Origin of the sequence: Geobacillus sp. 47C-IIb (assembly GCF_014679705.1) — a bacterium.
Lineage (GTDB): Bacteria > Bacillota > Bacilli > Bacillales > Anoxybacillaceae > Geobacillus > Geobacillus thermodenitrificans.
Genome location: NZ_CP061473.1, coordinates 1,447,461 through 1,463,869 on the forward strand (window position 1 = coordinate 1,447,461; position 16,409 = coordinate 1,463,869).

At 51.7% G+C, this 16,409-nt stretch carries 18 protein-coding genes and 1 tRNA gene; 1 reads left to right on the top strand and 18 read right to left on the bottom strand.

Going from position 1 to position 16,409, the window contains the following annotated elements:
• Window positions 1-54 precede the first annotated feature (54 nt).
• The 6 genes from pgk to IC804_RS07495 all read right to left on the bottom strand — a co-directional run bounded on the left by pgk (window position 55) and on the right by IC804_RS07495 (window position 5,772).
• The gene (gene pgk / locus IC804_RS07470) at window positions 55-1,239 is read right to left on the bottom strand and encodes a phosphoglycerate kinase (protein WP_008880289.1); all 1,185 of its coding nucleotides are present in this window, start codon (window positions 1,237-1,239) and stop codon (window positions 55-57) included.
• A gap of 121 nt (window positions 1,240-1,360) precedes the next feature.
• Window positions 1,361-2,368, bottom strand: a complete 1,008-nt coding sequence (gap, locus tag IC804_RS07475) for a type I glyceraldehyde-3-phosphate dehydrogenase (protein ID WP_008880290.1) — start codon at window positions 2,366-2,368, stop codon at window positions 1,361-1,363.
• A gap of 47 nt (window positions 2,369-2,415) precedes the next feature.
• Window positions 2,416-3,435, bottom strand: a complete 1,020-nt coding sequence (locus tag IC804_RS07480) for a sugar-binding transcriptional regulator (RefSeq protein ID WP_081157325.1) — start codon at window positions 3,433-3,435, stop codon at window positions 2,416-2,418.
• A gap of 123 nt (window positions 3,436-3,558) precedes the next feature.
• Complete coding sequence (locus IC804_RS07485; protein ID WP_008880292.1) at window positions 3,559-3,804, bottom strand: glutaredoxin family protein; 246 nt, start codon at window positions 3,802-3,804, stop codon at window positions 3,559-3,561.
• A gap of 55 nt (window positions 3,805-3,859) precedes the next feature.
• On the bottom strand, window positions 3,860-5,167 hold the full coding sequence (rpoN, locus tag IC804_RS07490; protein WP_060476241.1) for an RNA polymerase factor sigma-54: 1,308 nt from the start codon (window positions 5,165-5,167) through the stop codon (window positions 3,860-3,862).
• A gap of 533 nt (window positions 5,168-5,700) precedes the next feature.
• A tRNA-Arg gene (locus tag IC804_RS07495) sits at window positions 5,701-5,772 on the bottom strand.
• Between the two features lie 345 nt (window positions 5,773-6,117).
• Between IC804_RS07495 and clpP the strand changes: the two genes are divergently transcribed.
• On the top strand, window positions 6,118-6,708 hold the full coding sequence (gene clpP, locus IC804_RS07500; RefSeq protein WP_008880295.1) for an ATP-dependent Clp endopeptidase proteolytic subunit ClpP: 591 nt from the start codon (window positions 6,118-6,120) through the stop codon (window positions 6,706-6,708).
• Window positions 6,709-6,804: 96 nt separating this feature from the next.
• Here the strand turns inward: clpP and IC804_RS07505 are convergent, their stop codons facing one another.
• From IC804_RS07505 to hisH, 12 genes are all read right to left on the bottom strand, one after another.
• The gene (locus tag IC804_RS07505; protein ID WP_008880296.1) at window positions 6,805-7,062 is read right to left on the bottom strand and encodes an HPr family phosphocarrier protein; all 258 of its coding nucleotides are present in this window, start codon (window positions 7,060-7,062) and stop codon (window positions 6,805-6,807) included.
• A 14-nt stretch (window positions 7,063-7,076) separates the two neighbouring features.
• Entirely contained in the window at window positions 7,077-8,039 is a 963-nt protein-coding gene (gene whiA, locus IC804_RS07510) for a DNA-binding protein WhiA (RefSeq protein WP_008880297.1), read from the bottom strand.
• Window positions 8,040-8,168: 129 nt separating this feature from the next.
• On the bottom strand, window positions 8,169-9,122 hold the full coding sequence (yvcK, locus tag IC804_RS07515) for a gluconeogenesis factor YvcK family protein (RefSeq protein WP_008880298.1): 954 nt from the start codon (window positions 9,120-9,122) through the stop codon (window positions 8,169-8,171).
• Entirely contained in the window at window positions 9,119-10,015 is an 897-nt protein-coding gene (gene rapZ, locus IC804_RS07520) for an RNase adapter RapZ (RefSeq protein ID WP_011888173.1), read from the bottom strand. Before rapZ ends, yvcK begins: the two co-directional genes overlap by 4 nt.
• An 18-nt stretch (window positions 10,016-10,033) precedes the next feature.
• Window positions 10,034-10,510: an NUDIX hydrolase gene (locus IC804_RS07525; RefSeq protein ID WP_008880300.1), complete on the bottom strand. Its 477-nt coding sequence runs from the start codon at window positions 10,508-10,510 to the stop codon at window positions 10,034-10,036.
• 19 nt (window positions 10,511-10,529) lie between these two features.
• The gene (locus tag IC804_RS18825; protein WP_255505903.1) at window positions 10,530-10,655 is read right to left on the bottom strand and encodes a hypothetical protein; all 126 of its coding nucleotides are present in this window, start codon (window positions 10,653-10,655) and stop codon (window positions 10,530-10,532) included.
• A gap of 117 nt (window positions 10,656-10,772) precedes the next feature.
• On the bottom strand, window positions 10,773-11,729 hold the full coding sequence (gene trxB / locus IC804_RS07530) for a thioredoxin-disulfide reductase (protein WP_008880301.1): 957 nt from the start codon (window positions 11,727-11,729) through the stop codon (window positions 10,773-10,775).
• Window positions 11,730-11,831: 102 nt separating this feature from the next.
• Complete coding sequence (locus IC804_RS07535; protein ID WP_008880302.1) at window positions 11,832-13,304, bottom strand: tetratricopeptide repeat protein; 1,473 nt, start codon at window positions 13,302-13,304, stop codon at window positions 11,832-11,834.
• A gap of 324 nt (window positions 13,305-13,628) precedes the next feature.
• On the bottom strand, window positions 13,629-14,276 hold the full coding sequence (gene hisIE / locus IC804_RS07540) for a bifunctional phosphoribosyl-AMP cyclohydrolase/phosphoribosyl-ATP diphosphatase HisIE (RefSeq protein ID WP_008880304.1): 648 nt from the start codon (window positions 14,274-14,276) through the stop codon (window positions 13,629-13,631).
• Window positions 14,273-15,031 (bottom strand): imidazole glycerol phosphate synthase subunit HisF, encoded by a 759-nt coding sequence (gene hisF, locus IC804_RS07545; RefSeq protein ID WP_008880305.1) that lies wholly within the window; start codon window positions 15,029-15,031, stop codon window positions 14,273-14,275. Before hisF ends, hisIE begins: the two co-directional genes overlap by 4 nt.
• Window positions 15,028-15,765: a 1-(5-phosphoribosyl)-5-[(5-phosphoribosylamino)methylideneamino]imidazole-4-carboxamide isomerase gene (gene hisA, locus IC804_RS07550; RefSeq protein WP_008880306.1), complete on the bottom strand. Its 738-nt coding sequence runs from the start codon at window positions 15,763-15,765 to the stop codon at window positions 15,028-15,030. The genes hisF and hisA overlap by 4 nt, the downstream gene beginning before the upstream one ends.
• Window positions 15,765-16,406, bottom strand: a complete 642-nt coding sequence (gene hisH, locus IC804_RS07555) for an imidazole glycerol phosphate synthase subunit HisH (RefSeq protein WP_008880307.1) — start codon at window positions 16,404-16,406, stop codon at window positions 15,765-15,767. The genes hisA and hisH overlap by 1 nt, the downstream gene beginning before the upstream one ends.
• Window positions 16,407-16,409 lie beyond the last annotated feature (3 nt).

The window sequence follows — 16,409 nt, forward strand, 5'->3', positions numbered from 1 at the left end:
TTCCTTTCGCTAGGCGGCGACTGCCGCCAGGGGCGTCCCATCGGACGCGCTAGATCATTTGTCGTTTAACGCTACGACCCCTGGCAGCTGCTTGCCTTCCATAAACTCAAGGGAAGCGCCGCCACCCGTAGAAATGTGGTCCATTTTGTCCGCCAAGTCAAATTTTTCAACCGCCGCAGCCGAGTCTCCGCCGCCGATGACCGAGTATGTATCCGCAGCTTCAGCGAGCGCTTCGGCGACTGCTCTCGTCCCATGAGAGAACGTCTCCATTTCAAAGACGCCCATCGGGCCGTTCCAGACGACAAGTTTGGATTGGCGAATGACATCGCGGTACAATTCACGCGTTTGCGGACCGATGTCAAGCGCCTCCCAATCGCTTGGAATGGCGTCAATCGGCACCACTTTTGTATTGGCGTCATTGGCAAACCGGTCTGCCACAACCACATCGACCGGCATGTAAAAACGGACGCCTTTTTCTTTCGCTTTTTCCATAAACGATTTCGCCAGCTCGATTTTATCTTCCTCAAGCAACGACTTGCCGACGTCATGGCCGAGCGCTTTTACGAACGTATACGCCAGCCCGCCGCCGATAATCAAGTTGTCGACTTTATCGAGCAAGTTTTCGATGACTCCGATTTTATCTTTCACTTTTGCGCCGCCGATAATCGCCGTAAACGGGCGATCAGGGTTCGAAAGCGCCTTGCCAAGCACTTCGATTTCTTTTTCCATCAAAAACCCAGCGACGGCTGGTAAGTAATGAGCGATCCCTTCGGTTGACGCATGGGCACGGTGCGCCGCTCCGAATGCATCGTTCACGTACAGATCAGCCAGTTCGGCAAACGCCCGAGCGAGTTCGGGATCGTTTTTCTCTTCACCAGGATAAAAACGGACGTTCTCAAGCAAGAGGACGTCGCCTTCATTTAAGTTGGCGACTGCCGCTTTTACTTCATCGCCGATTGCTTCGTTCGTTTTCACGACCGGCCGCTCAAGCAATTCACCGAGACGCTTGGCGACGGCATCTAAGCGCAGTTCTTCGACGACTTTTCCTTTCGGACGGCCGAGGTGGCTGGCCAAAATGACTTTCGCTCCGTGTTCGATCAAATACTGGATCGTCGGCAGTGCCGCACGAATGCGTGTATCATCGGTGATGGCGCCATCTTCCATCGGCACGTTAAAATCGACACGGCAAAAGACGCGCTTTCCCCTCACCTCAACGTCGCGGATCGTCTTCTTGTTCATCGTTCTGGCCCCCTTTGGTCACAGTTTTGGCAAAGGAAAAGGAGTGGGGATCATTTCCCCGCTCCCCTCCATTTCCCTATTATAGACTTGAATCAATGGAAAACTCAATGCCAAGCTGGTCTTACAGTCCTTTTGACGCAATGTAGGCGGCCAAATCAACAACACGGTTCGAATAACCCGTTTCGTTGTCATACCACGAAACCACTTTGACCATTTTGCCTTCGATGACCATCGTCGAAAGCGCATCGATCGTGGACGACGCCGGGTTGCCGTTGTAATCGCGCGAAACGAGCGGCTCTTCGCTATAGGCCAAAATACCTTTTAACTCGCCTTCCGCAGCAGCTTTCAACGCAGCGTTCACTTCTTCAACCGTTACTTCTTTTTCGAGTTCAGCAACCAAGTCAACAACCGATACGTTCGGCGTCGGCACGCGCATTGCCATTCCGTTTAATTTTCCTTTCAATTCCGGTAAAACAAGGGCAACAGCTTTTGCTGCACCAGTCGTCGTCGGAATGATCGATTCCGCAGCAGCACGAGCCCGGCGCAAGTCTTTATGCGGCAAGTCCAAAATTTGTTGGTCGTTCGTATACGAGTGAACGGTCGTCATCATACCGCGAACGATACCGAATTTTTCATGCAGCACTTTCGCAAACGGCGCCAAGCAGTTTGTCGTGCACGAAGCGTTCGAAATGACATGATGGTTTTGCGGATCGTATTTGTCTTGGTTGACACCCATCACGATCGTAATATCTTCGTTTTTCGCCGGAGCGGAAATGATGACTTTTTTCGCGCCTGCTTCTAAATGTTTGGCTGCATCTTCACGTTTCGTGAAGCGGCCCGTCGATTCGACAACGATCTCAACGCCAATATCGCCCCATGCGAGTTGTGCTGGATCGCGTTCTGCTTTTACGATAATTTCTTTGCCGTTGACGACTAAGTTATTGCCGTTCACCGACACTTCGGCATCAAGCGGACCATGAACCGAGTCATATTTCAACAAATGAGCCAGCGTGTTCGCATCTGTTAAATCGTTGACTGCCACTACTTCAATGTCCGGGTTTTTCAATGCCGCACGGAACACGTTACGCCCGATACGGCCAAATCCGTTAATCCCAATTTTTACTGCCATCGTATTTTCCTCCTTACATTATGGATGATTTGTATCGGCAAGGGACGTTAATCCCCTACTAACGCTTTGGCGGCGCCTTCGTCCGTCACCAAGAGGGAATGCGGTGCCCGCTTTATGTACGCCTGAATGGCCTTCGCCTTCGAGGCGCCTCCAGCGACGGCGATGACATGTTCAACATGCGGGAGGTTTTCGAGCTGAATACCGACGGTTTTTACTTTGTGAACGACATCACCGTGTTCATTGAAATAATAACCAAACGCCTCGGCGACCGCATGGCGGGCGATGATTTTTTCCATCTCCACAGGCGGCGTCTTCCGCCGTTTCGCCATCGTCACTGCTTCGCCGATGCCATGGACGACCATACGGCACGATTGAATCAGCTCAAGTACTTCTTTCACTGCCGGTTCTTCAATGAGCGATGCATACGCCTCACCGCTCAGCTGGTCAGGCACATGCAACAGCCGGTAACGGCCGGTCGCTTTTTCCGCCATTTTGGCGCAAATCGTATTCGCTTGGTTTTCAACATCTTCACCAAGCCCTCCGCGCGCCGGGACGAACAACACATCAGCAAGCTTCGGATCCGGCGTCATCATTTCAGCCACCGCTGCCATGGTCGTTCCGCCAGCCACAGCGACAATATCGCCGGGCCGGAGCTGTTCTTTCATGCAGGCGACACACGCTCTTCCCAATTCTTTTTTTACCCAAGGAGAACGGTCACTATCCCCAGCGACCACAACAACGCGCGCAACGTTCAACCGCTGTTTCAGCGCTGTTTCCAATTCCTTGAGCCCAAGCGCTTCCCTCATCAAGTCATTAAGCGTGTGAAGCAACGCCTGGCCTTCTTCCGTTAACCGCATGCCTGACACATCGGTAGAAAGCAAGTTTTGCCCTTTTAAAAATTCGGTTTCCGATCGAAGCACTCGCTCGCTCATACCAAGGCTGGCAGCTAGCGCCCGTCTCCCGATCGGTGCCATGAGCGAAATAGAGTGCAAAATTTGATACCGTTTTTGCATAACATCAAGCAAGTCAGGCAATAATTTTTTTTGTGCCTCTAATAACGATTGCATCAGACCTTTCTCCCTAACCAATCATAGGGACATTATGTGTCCCGGTATGACATATTATGTCCCACTAGTCCATAAAAAATTCCTCCCGCTCCATTTCCATTATAGCAGGAGGAATAAAGGTGTTCAACCTTTTTGCGCCTGCCGCAACCGCTTTCTCACCATTTCTTTTTCAATCATCCCGTATCCGATTTCTTCACCGTCAAGTTCGATGACTGGGATCATTAACTGGTATTTCTCAAGCAACGCGTCATCTTGATAAATATCGATCTCTTCGATCGTGAATGAATAGTCCGCTTGCAGCTCGGTTAAAACGGCTTTGGCCTTTTCACAAAGCGGACAGTTCGTTTTTGTATACAGACGGATGTGCATGCGTTTCTTCCTTTCTTTCTTATAGCGTTTGCCACTTGTTTTCTGTTCATTGCCTTTACGGCAGGCTCGTATATTGTTTTCGTTTGGCTGATGACGGAATGCGCAGCTGTTCGCGATATTTGGCGACCGTGCGTCGTGAGATGGCAATGCCATGCTGATCGCGAAGCAAATCGGCAAGCTGTTGGTCGGAAAGTGGCGCCCGCCGGTCTTCGGCGGAAATGAGCGTTTGAATGATCGCTTTCACTTGAACAGAGGAAGCCGTCTCCCCCGCTCCAGCCGTGGCAGCACTGGAAAAAAAGCGACGCAGCTCGATCGTGCCAAACGGCGTTTGCACATATTTATGCCGGACCGCACGGCTCACAGTTGATTCATGGACGCCGAGTTCTTCGGCCACTTCGCGCATCGTCATCGGCTTCAGCGCCGACAGGCCGCTTTCAAAACAAGAGCGCTGGCGGTCAATAATGATGCCCATGAGGTGAACTAGCGTCTGCTTCCGTTGTTCTAAACTTTTGGCGAGCCATGTAAACTGCCGATACTTTTCTTTCATAAATCGCTCAGCGTGCCGATCGCCAACGGCAACAATATGCCGCTCGTATTCCTTATTCCACCCGAGCTCCGGATGGATGTCATCGTTATAGGTAACAATCCAACCGCCGTCCGCTTGGCGGGTGACGATCAAATCGGGCACGATAAAATGCGGCGTTTCGTTCGCATAATGGATACCGGGCCGCGGCTCAAGCGTGCGGATGAGCTCGAAGACACGCTGCAGCTCACCGAGGCTGACGCCGAGTTGTTTCGCAAGCGTCTTCCACGCTTTTTCGGCAAAGGCGACAAAATGATGGCGAACGATCGTCTCCGCCAACTCATCACGCTCCGGCCGGCGCTCAAGCTGCAGAAGGAGACACTCGGCCAAATCACGCGCACCGACTCCCGGTGGGTCAAGCGATTGCACAAAACGCAGCGCACGTTCGACCTCTTGCTCCGATACGGAGAATCGCGCTGCCAACTCGGCAAGCGGTACGCGCAAATAGCCATCTTCATCTAGCGCAGCGATCAGATGACGAACCATGCGCTCTTCCTTCGCCGGCAGCATCAATCCCGGAAGTTGGGCAAGCAAGTGGCCAGCAAGCGTCTCCGTCCGGCCGCTGATATTTTCGAGCCATTGCTTCCGATCTTTGTCCGTTCGGCTTGTTCTCCGCCGCATCCGACCGCGGCGGATTTCTAAAAATGGGTTTTCAAGCGACTGTTCGTATAAAAACGCTTCCAAATCAAGTGCCGAATATTGCAGCAGTTCAATCGCCTGCACAAGCTCCTTCGTCAGCGACAACTGCAGCCGCTGCTCTTGCCATAACTCCGCCCTCATCGTCACGCCCCCTTTCTTTATATTGTACACGACAGTGACGATGGGGGGTAGGAGAAATTTTTGACGGCCGCCCGCAGGCAAAACAAAAGCACCCGAGGACTCGGATGCTTTCATTCCTCTTTTCGTTGAACACGGATATGCCTAAAAGGCCACCTTTCATACTTGAGCAGAGAGCAAAACGCGCTCTCCTTAGGTCTCATGCTCATGCCTAGGTGAAACGCTCATGGGTCTTTTCTATGAACATGTACGTACGTTGGATGCCACGTTCATGCTCGGGCCGAAGACAACATCTTTTCTGTGCCCCCACCACTTAATCCACCTTATGGTTTGATTGAAGTGGGAGCTTCTCAGATAATCCCGTCTATGAAAAATGTATGACACAGGGATTTGGGGGCAGATCTTTTGTTACAATATCATTCAAACGTGCAAAACCGAAAAAGACACTTCGTTTACCGCTCCACAACCATTCCGCGGCATCACGGCAACAGCTTGGCAAATGAAAAACGGTTGCTGACGCAACCGTTTTGTTGAGACGCCCTCGGCAGGATTCGAACCCACGCTAAGAGAACCGGAATCTCTCGTGCTATCCACTACACTACGAGGGCATGTTATGTTGTTGTTTTTTCTGCTTCGTTCCGTCGCATGTTCTATTATAGCAGGATCAAAAAAAAATGCAAGAGGAAAAATACAATAAAAAAAGAGGAAAAATTGGATGGCTATTCCCTGCTGTTGGCGTTCCTATCTTTTATCGCGATCGCCAACAAAGGAAGCGAGGGAAACCTTGGTTTAAAAACTGAAAAAGCGGTTATGATGAAAAGAGGGATGTTCGCTGTTGTTCGCGAATATATATAGGTGAATGGGAGAAGGCGTTTTGTTTGACCTTCATTGACCATTCATGTATGATTAAGGCGTACATAGGGACCCTTATAGTGGAAAAGGAGGCGTTTTGCATGTATTTAATCCCGACTGTCATTGAACAGACCAACCGCGGGGAGCGGGCGTATGACATTTATTCACGGTTGTTGAAAGACCGGATTATTTTCCTCGGCAGCCCAATCGATGATCAAGTGGCGAACTCGATCGTGTCACAGCTGTTGTTCTTGGCCGCTGAAGATCCGGAAAAAGACATTTCTCTCTACATTAACAGCCCGGGCGGCTCGATCACAGCGGGCTTAGCGATTTACGACACGATGCAATTCATTAAACCGGACGTGTCGACGATTTGCATCGGCATGGCCGCGTCGATGGGAGCGTTTTTGTTAGCAGCGGGAGCGAAAGGAAAACGGTTTGCGCTTCCGAACAGCGAAGTGATGATTCACCAACCGCTCGGCGGTGCCCAAGGGCAAGCGACAGAAATCGAAATCGCAGCGAAACGCATCTTGTTCTTGCGTGACAAATTAAACCGCATTTTGGCGGAAAATACTGGCCAGCCGATCGAAGTAATCGAGCGCGATACGGATCGCGACAACTTTATGACGGCGCAAAAAGCGCAAGAATACGGCATTATTGACCGCGTGCTGACACGCTTGGAAGATAAGTAAACGCAAAAGGCTGCTTCCGTTACGAACGGAGCAGCCTTTTTTCTTGTTTGCCTTCCTCCGGTGAAACTTTCCACATCACCCGTACAAGCGCGCCTCTCATTTTTCTTTTTGTACATAGGCGGCAAGCTTTTCGACCGCTTCCTGTGCATCCGGACCGTCGGCGATCAACGTGATGACAGCCCCATGGCCGATCGCTAGGCTCATCAAGCCCATAATGCTTTTCGCGTTCACCCGCTTGCCGTCTTTCTCTAAAAAGACGTCCGCCGAAAAACGGTTCGCCTCTTGGACGAACAACGCCGCCGGGCGCGCTTGCAGTCCGGTTTTTAGTTTCACTTCAACTTGTTTTTCGACCATTCTCCATCTCCCCCTTACAGCGATTTATGGAAATCGACCGGCTTTCCGGCTCTCAGCCGTTCAGCAATTTCGTCAATTTTGCGCAGGCGGTGGTTGATGCCGGATTTGCTGATTTTTCCACCTGCGACCATCTCACCAAGTTCCTTTAAGGTGACATCTTGATGCTCGATGCGGAGTTTGGCAATTTCCCGCAGTTTCGCCGGCAGTGAATCAAGGCCGATCGTTTCATCGATGTAGCGGATGTTTTCCACTTGGCGGAGCGCGGCGCCGATCGTTTTGTTCAAATTGGCCGTTTCACAGTTGACGAGCCGATTGACCGAGTTGCGCATATCGCGGACGATACGAATATCTTCAAAGCGAAGCAGCGCTTGGTGGGCGCCGATAATGTTTAAAAACTCCGCGATTTTTTCCGCCTCTTTTAAATACGTAATAAACCCCTTTTTCCGTTCCAACGTTTTGGCATTTAAAAAAAAGTGACTGTTCATTAATTCACATAACGACCGATTATGTTCCTCATACAAAGAAAAAATCTCTAAATGGTACGAGGACGTCTCCGGGTTGTTGACCGAACCGCCCGCCAAAAATGCGCCTCGCAAATACGAACGCTTACAGCACTTTTTCTTGATGAGCTCCGGAGAAATATCGTGAACGAACGAAAAATCACCGTTCCAAATATAAAGCTCCCGAAGCAATGAGGCCGCACCGTCAGTAATGCGGACGATATAAACGTTATTTTTCTTTAAACGCATCTTTTTGCGGACAAACAGCTCAACGGCGACATCATATCCTTTTCGGAGCAACATATAAATACGCCGGGCAATCGCCGCGTTTTCTGTCTGAACATCGACTGTCATCCGCCCGCCGGAAAACGACAGCGAACCGTTCATACGCAACAGCGCCGACAGTTCCGCCCGCAGACAACAGTGCTTCACTTCTAGATTGGTGAGTTCTTTTTTCGTTTCTGACGCAAAAGACACGATCGCTTCACCTCCATTCGTTCCCCGCATCGGCCGGTTGGAGGTGTCTGAACCTCGGCGCGGCCATCTGTCGCCTCCTCACTCCGGTGCTTCATCACAATATCTTGCCCCGAGCCGCCCGGCGTCTGCCTAGCGGCGGGGAAGCAGCCCAAGAAGAAGGGAGGCGACTTTCGTTGTATTATGACGAATGACCCCATCATCATACGTAACGATGTTGTCATGAATCACTTGGACGCCAAGTCCGCTGCTATCGTCACGCACCGGCTCGGCCCGCTCCTCCTCGTAGCGGCGGCGGATCGCTTCCGGAATCGCCCCGTTGTTGACGATCACTGCATCTAAAAACGGGCAGCCAAGGTGGCTGTGAAGCGCCTTCACATGATCACTCACCGTATAGTGAGGCGTCTCGCCAGCCTGGGTCATAATGTTGCATATATATACTTTTTTCGCTTTCGCCTTGCATACTTCCTGCCCGATTTTTGGCACGAGCAAATTTGGCAAAATGCTCGTATATAGACTTCCCGGTGCGATGACGATCAAATCGGCGCAGCGGATGGCGTCAATCGTTTCCGGCAGCGGTTCAATATCTTCCGGAGTTAAAAACACCCTCTGAATCTTTTTTCCCGTATTCGGAATTTTGGACTCGCCGGAAACAATCGAACCATCTTCCATTTCAGCATGAAGCACGACACTTTTGTTCGCCGCTGGCAGCACTTGACCGTGCACGTTCAGCACTTTGCTCATTTCGCGAATCGCCGTCATAAAATCACCGGTGATCGATGTGAGCGCCGCTAAAATTAAATTGCCGAGCGAATGGCCGGATAAGCCATTGCCATTTTGAAAGCGATGTTGAAACAACTCGACAATGAGCGGTTCGACGTCAGACAGCGCTGCCAACACGTTGCGAACATCCCCAGGCGGGGGGACGCGCAACTCATCGCGCAGCCGCCCGGAGCTTCCCCCGTCATCGGCGACGGTGACAATGGCAGTTAAGTCAAGATCATATTGCTTCAGCCCCCGCAACAAGACAGGAAGCCCGGTGCCACCGCCGATGACAACAACTTTTGCTGTTTGTTCATCTCTCATCGATGCGCTTCCTTTCTCCTCTCCATGTCCCGGTGCGAGACAACCGTTTTATAATCGGCAGAAAAATGGCGAGCGATATATTCCGCCAACGCCACCGAGCGGTGTTGCCCTCCCGTGCAACCGATGGCAATGACCAACTGGCTTTTCCCCTCGCGCTGGTAATAAGGCAACATAAACGCCAATAAGTCAAGCAACTTTTCTAAAAATTTTTGTGTTTCTCCCCATTTTAGCACATACGATGACACTTCGTCATCGAGCCCGGTTTTCGGGCGCATATGCTCAATATAATATGGATTCGGCAAAAAGCGGACATCAAACACTAAATCGGCGTCAATCGGGATGCCGTATTTAAATCCGAACGACATGACGTTGACCGTAAACCCCGACTGGGCGTGCACGGAAAACTGACGGACAATTTTTTCGCGCAGCTCGCGCGGCTTGAGCCCGGTTGTATCGTAAATGATTTGCGCCCGCCCTTTAATTTCCTCAAGCAGCTGCCGCTCCAGGCGGATCCCTTCAAGCGGCGGCTCGTTCGGCGCAAGCGGGTGCGTCCGCCGCGTTTCCTTGTAGCGCGCGACAAGGGTTGAGTCTTGGGCGTCTAAAAACAAAATTTGCGGCACAATCCACTCCTGTTCGGCCAATTCATCCAACGCAACGAACAAATGGTCAAAAAAGTCGCGGCTGCGCAAGTCCATGACGAGCGCGACTTTATTCATTTTATTCCCGGACTCTTTCACAAGCTCCAAAAACTTCGGCAACAACGTTGGCGGCAAATTGTCGACACAAAAAAAGCCAAGGTCTTCAAAACTTTGAATCGCCACCGTTTTCCCCGCTCCGGACATGCCGGTAATAATCACGAGCTGGGTCGGTTGCACCGTCCCGTTTTGCCCCATTTCCTTCTCTCCTCTCCGTCAACTCGGATCAAGGCGATACGAAAGCAGCTCAAACTCCTCCGTATACACAAAGGCGCCGTACATGACCCCTTCGCCTTTTAAGGCGTAGTCTAAAATATGGTAGTCACCTGGAGCCATTGGCAGTTCCGAAAGCGTCTCAACATCGTGCCAAGCAAGCGTGCCTTCTTCCGAAGACGCTACATTTTCACCAACGAAGTCCTCAGCGAAAAAGGTAAACATCATCCATTCGGACACCGTTTGCTCACCGTCTTTGATCATGACGGTAAACACGCCTTTGAGCCGCGGGTTTTTTAAATAAATCCCCGTCTCTTCCCGGTATTCGCGAATGCATGCTTCGCGCACCGTCTCACCAGGCTCCATTTTGCCGCCCGGGGCGACCCACCAGCCCCGCTTCGGCTTTTGCAAAAGCAGCACTCGGCCGTCTTTATATAATACGCAATTCGTTACCCGTTGCAATTCATTCACCCCAAACATGGAACAAACACATCCATCATCATTTCCATTTTACCATAAATACATAAATAGTTAAGCCAATCCCATCGACAAACCGTTGGAAATGAAAATAGCCGGCAAACAGCCCCAAAAAAAGAGGCGCGGACAAACGTCCACGCCGATCCATAAAGATCTATATAAAAGGGGGTCAATTACTTACTTATAGCATACGACATATGTGTTGCATTCGTGTTACATCTGGATTAAATAACCATTACGGTTTCGTTGCGGTTTCGTTACCGGCTCAGTTGGCCCCTTGCGCATTCAATTTTTCTTTCAGTTCCTCGACGTAATGTTGGGCGCTTTGCGCGGCAATGCTGCCATCACCGGTTGCCGTGACGATTTGCCGGAGCATTTTTTCCCGCACATCACCGGCAGCGAAAATGCCAGGTACTTTTGTTTCCATTTTCTCGTTCGTCACAATATAGCCGTTTTCGTTCGTGATGCCGAGGTTCGCAAATGGCTTGGAGAGCGGCACCATCCCGATGTAAATAAAGACACCATCACACGGGAATTCACGCTCTTCCCCAGTCTGCGTATGAACGAGCGTCACGCTGCCGACTTTTCCATCTTTTTCATTGATTTGTTTCACTGTATGATTCCAAATAAAATCCACTTTTTCATTCGCAAACGCCCGGTCTTGCAAAATTTTTTGCGCCCGCAGTTGGTCGCGGCGGTGGACAATCGTCACTTTATTGGCAAAGCGGGTTAAATACACCCCTTCTTCAACCGCTGAGTCGCCGCCGCCGACGACAACCAAGTCTTTTCCTTTAAAAAATGCCCCATCACAAACGGCACAGTACGAGACGCCGCGGCCGCCAAGCTCTGCTTCACCTGGCACGCCGAGCTTTTTATATTCGGCCCCGGTGGCGATAATGACCGCGCGCGCTTTATATTCTTTGTCGCCGACAACGACTGTTTTGTACGCCTCACCGTCAATGATTTCTTTCACATCACCGTAGGCGTATTCCGCACCAAATTTTTTCGCATGTTCAAACATTTTTGTGGCCAATTCCGGTCCTAAAATCGTCTCAAATCCAGGATAGTTCTCGACTTCTTCCGTATTGACCATTTGCCCGCCCGGGACGCCGCGTTCGATCATCAGCGTTGACAAATTGGCACGTGATGTATACACAGCCGCCGTTAGCCCTGCCGGCCCGGCTCCAGCAATAATGACGTCATAAATTTTTTCGTCTGCCACAACGTCCACTCCTTCGCTCAAAAATCACTCCATCTTCATCGTATAAAAGTCACAGCATGACGTCTATTGATTTGCTCACACATTCGCCGTCCCCATGGTGGCTCATGAATCCAACTGGCGCGCTTTTTGTACATACTTTTTTACAGTCGTCGTAGAAACGCCGTATTTCGCCGCCATCGTTTTTTGCGTCACACGTTCCCCTTGTTGCTGGCGCCAAACATATTCGATCGCTGCCGCCCATGCAGCTCCGTTCACAAACGGTTCGCCCTGGGCTGACGGGTGGGCAGCCATTGTGAAGGCGAAGCGGCAGAGCGCCTCCTTTTCCTCATTATTTGCCAAAAGCACATCGACCATGCGGCCGATATTCGCTGCCCAAGCGGACCGCCCATCATCCAATCCGAACAAAAAAGAATCAATAAACGGGCGCAGGCGCGGGTCGGCCGGCAAAAGACGGCAGACAGCCAGCGACAATGCGGTCTCTTCCGCTTGCGGCGAACGGCTGAACAAATACAACCCGCACAGCCGGTCAGCGAGCTCTTCTCCCTCAAACAAGTGAACAATGCGGAGGAGTGTTTCATCGAACAGCGCCGGAACAGCCCAAGGCTCCTCGCCGCGCTTTTCCGGGTGAAGGGTAGTGAGCGTTTCCCACACTTGTCGGGCTAGCGATTCGTGTCCAATATGATACGCGGAATAAGCAAGCCAGTAGTAAAACGGCCCGTCGCCGTCAAAACCGTTCTTATAGAGGCGGTACAACCAGCGAAACGCCGAGTCGAACCGCCCGACAAGGGCAAAGGTGGCGCCAAGCTTATATTGGTGTTCGCGGAAAAACGGGTAGACCGAAGCGAGCGTCTCGCAAAGAGCAGCCACCTCTTCTTGATCATGCAAATAATAGGCGAAAACGAGCGCATTGCAAAGTGCATGCAAATTACCGGGATCACGCTTCAACACCTCAAGCAGCTTTTGTTTCGCCCTTTCCACGTCACCGTTGTAAAAATAAGCAAGCGCCAAATTGTTGTGCGCCGACCAAAATTCCGGATACCGGGAAACGATCGCTTCTAACGCCTCAATCGCTTCCGCAAACCGCTCTTGCTCAAGCAAATGCCGGGCCCGCTCCTGCATGGTGATCAGCTGCTCTTGCTCTTCGCTTACATCGTGGCGGTCGAGTTTAAGCAGCTCCAACAAATCGGCGGCATCATCAGCGAACTCCCCGTCTGATTCGCATGTCAAATACTGTTCCGCATATTGCGTCGCTTCACGAAACAAGCCAAGACAAGCGTAATTGTTCGCCAAAAAATATAGACAATCGTACATCGTTTCGTCTAAATCGTGAATAATTTTGAGTAACCATTGATTGGACACTTGGTATTCGCCAAGCTCGGACAATACAAGGGCAAGCTGCAAGGCGAACGATGCATCGCGCTCATCAAGCCGGACAGCGCGCTCAAAATATTTCCTTGCTTTATATAAATCGCCCCGCTCGTACGCTCTCATCCCTTTTTTAAAAAAATAGTCCGCGCTTTGGATAAATGGCACAATCGTTGCTTTTCGTGGTGGTCGCTTCAGTTGTTTCCCCATTCTGTCCTCCGTCGTCCGTAAAATTCGTCGAACAACAGTATACCATACTGCCGCCGGAAACAAACAAAAAACTTTGTCACCGCTGACGGGCACACCCCCTCCCCACCTAAAAAGGAAGAGACCAAAAACTCAGTCCATCTCCTCCTGCTAAACACCATCGGCAAACACTTGGTAACGGAGCATGCGCTCGCATAAAAAAGATGCCCTTGCCTGTTCACCTGCTTCCCATCGTTCGTCAAGATGAACAATGGACCGTGCAGGCGGGCATCAACGGGCATCCTGTTTTCCCCTCGGAAACAAGCGTCGTTCCCGATTAGTTCTTAATTATTTATTTTCGACTGCTCCTGTTTTTTGCGCATGCCGCTCGACAAGCGTTGCCAGCACCGCGTCAAGCGGCAGTTTTTGTTCACGCAACAGCACAAGCAAATGATACAGCAAGTCGGCCGCTTCCCATTTTAACTCATCATGGCTCCGATTTTTCGCGGCGATAATCACCTCTGCCGCCTCTTCACCGACCTTTTTCAAAATTTTATCGACGCCTTTTTCAAACAAATACGTCGTATACGCGCCTTCCGGCCGTTCAGCGTCGCGCTGGGCAATAATTTGTTCAAGCTCATTCAAAATCGCGAACCGATCGGCGGTTGGCGTGCGCGCCTCGCCATTTAGCGAGCGGGAAAAGCAGGAATACGACCCGGTATGGCAAGCCGGGCCGGCCGGCTCAACAAGCACAAGGAGCGTATCGGCGTCACAGTCGTAGCGAATGTCCACGACACGCTGCACGTTTCCTGACGTCGCTCCTTTATGCCAAAGTTCTTGACGAGAGCGGCTGTAAAACCACGTTTCCCCTGTCTCGAGCGTTTTTTCGAGCGATTCTTTGTTCATATACGCAAGCATGAGCACTTCTTTGCTTTGCGCATCTTGAACGATGGCAGGCACAAGCCCCTTCTCGTCAAACCGAATGTCCGCTATCATCGCACGTTGACCCCCCTCTCTCTTAAGTACGCCTTCACTTGCCCGACGGACGTTTCTTTATAATGGAAAATAGACGCTGCCAACGCCGCATCGGCTTTCCCCCGCTCAAAGACGTCCAAAAAATGCTCCGCCTTACCGGCGCCGCCAGACGCGATAACCGGAACGGAGACCGCTTCGCTCACTCGCCGTGTCAACTCAACGTCAAAGCCGTTTTTCCCGCCGTCGGCATCCATGCTCGTTAACAAAATTTCTCCAGCACCAAGGCGCACCGCTTCTTTCGCCCAGGCGACGACTTCCCATTCTGTCGCATTGCGGCCGCCGTGCGTATAGACGCGCCATGACCCGATCGTGTCATCATATTTCGCATCAATCGCAACGACGATGCATTGCGAGCCGAAAAAGTCCGCTCCTTCGGTTACTAACGATGGATGAAGCACCGCCGCCGTATTGAGCGACACTTTGTCCGCGCCCGCGCGTAAAATGCGTTTCATATCGTCAAGTGAATGAATGCCGCCGCCAACTGTAAACGGAATAGCCAGCTGGGCAGCGACGCGCTCGACGACATCAACCATCGTTTTCCGTCCTTCGTGCGAGGCGGAAATATCTAAAAAGACGAGCTCGTCCGCCCCTTGTTCATCGTATGCTTTCGCGAGTTCGACTGGATCACCAGCATCGCGCAACTGAACGAACTGCACCCCTTTGACAACGCGGCCGTCTTTCACATCCAAGCACGGAATGATGCGCTTTGTGATCACCGCTCGTTCACCGCCTTTAACGCTTCCGCGAGCGTAAATTGGTTTGTGTACAGCGCCTTGCCAACGATCGCCCCACCGATGCCTTGTTCGGCGTATTCGCGGAGCGCGCGCAAATCATCCAGAGAACGGACGCCACCGGAGGCGATGACTTCTTTTCCAGTCGCCTCCGCCAACCGGACCGCAGCGGTGATGTTCGGCCCCGACAGCGTGCCATCAGTGGCAATATCGGTGAAAATAAACGTCTCCGCCCCCGCTTCAGCAAGCATTTGGCCGAGCTCTTCCGCTTTCACGTTCGACGTCTCAAGCCAGCCTTCTGTCGCCACGAAGCCGTCGCGAGCGTCGATGCCGATGACGATGCGGCGGCCGTACGTTTGCAACATCTTTTTCACAAACGTCGGATTGGAAATGGCGGCACTCCCTAAGATGACACGGGCGACGCCGCGTTCCAAATAGTAAGCGACATCTTCCTCCGTACGAATGCCGCCGCCGACTTGGACATTCACCGAAAGCCGATTGGCCGCTTCAATCACAAACCGATCGTTCACCCGGCGTCCTTCTTTGGCCCCATCCAAATCCACCATATGAATCCACTCTGCCCCTTGGGCGGCGAATTGCTCAGCCATCGCGACTGGTGAATCACCGTACACCGTTTCTTTGTTGTAATCACCTTGCAGCAGGCGAACACATTTGCCGCCGCGCATATCGATGGCCGGGTAAATCGTAAACGATGCCATCAGCCATTCTCCCTTCCTGTGACGATGCCGACATAACGGTTCAAAATGCTCATGCCGACCGCGCCGCTTTTTTCCGGATGAAACTGTGTGCCAAACACATTGTCGCGCCCAACGACCGCTGGAACATCAACGTCGTATTCACTGCTTGCGAGCACGACTTCTTCTTCGCCTGGGACGACGTAATACGAATGGACAAAATACACATGCCCTTCCTCGACGCCGTCAAGAAGCGGCGACGAGCGATGGAAACGAAGCCGATTCCACCCCATATGCGGCACTTTGTACGGCTCGCCGTCATTCGTCACACCTGGAAAACGGACAACGCGACCGCGAAGCAAACCGAGCCCTTCGGTCGGTCCGTTTTCCTCACTTTCGTCAAACAGCAACTGCATCCCTAAACAAATGCCTAACAACGGCGTGCCATCCTGGACCGCCGAACGAATAAAATCAGCCAACCCGGTTTCACGTAAAATGTGCATCGCATCGCGGAACGAACCAACCCCAGGCAAAATGAGCCCGCGCACCCGCGCCAACTCCTCTTTGTCGCCGCTCACGATATACGGGCAGCCGAGCCGCTCGAGCGCTTTGCTGACGCTATATAAGTTGCCCATGCCATAATCGATTACCCCGATCATCGTCATCCC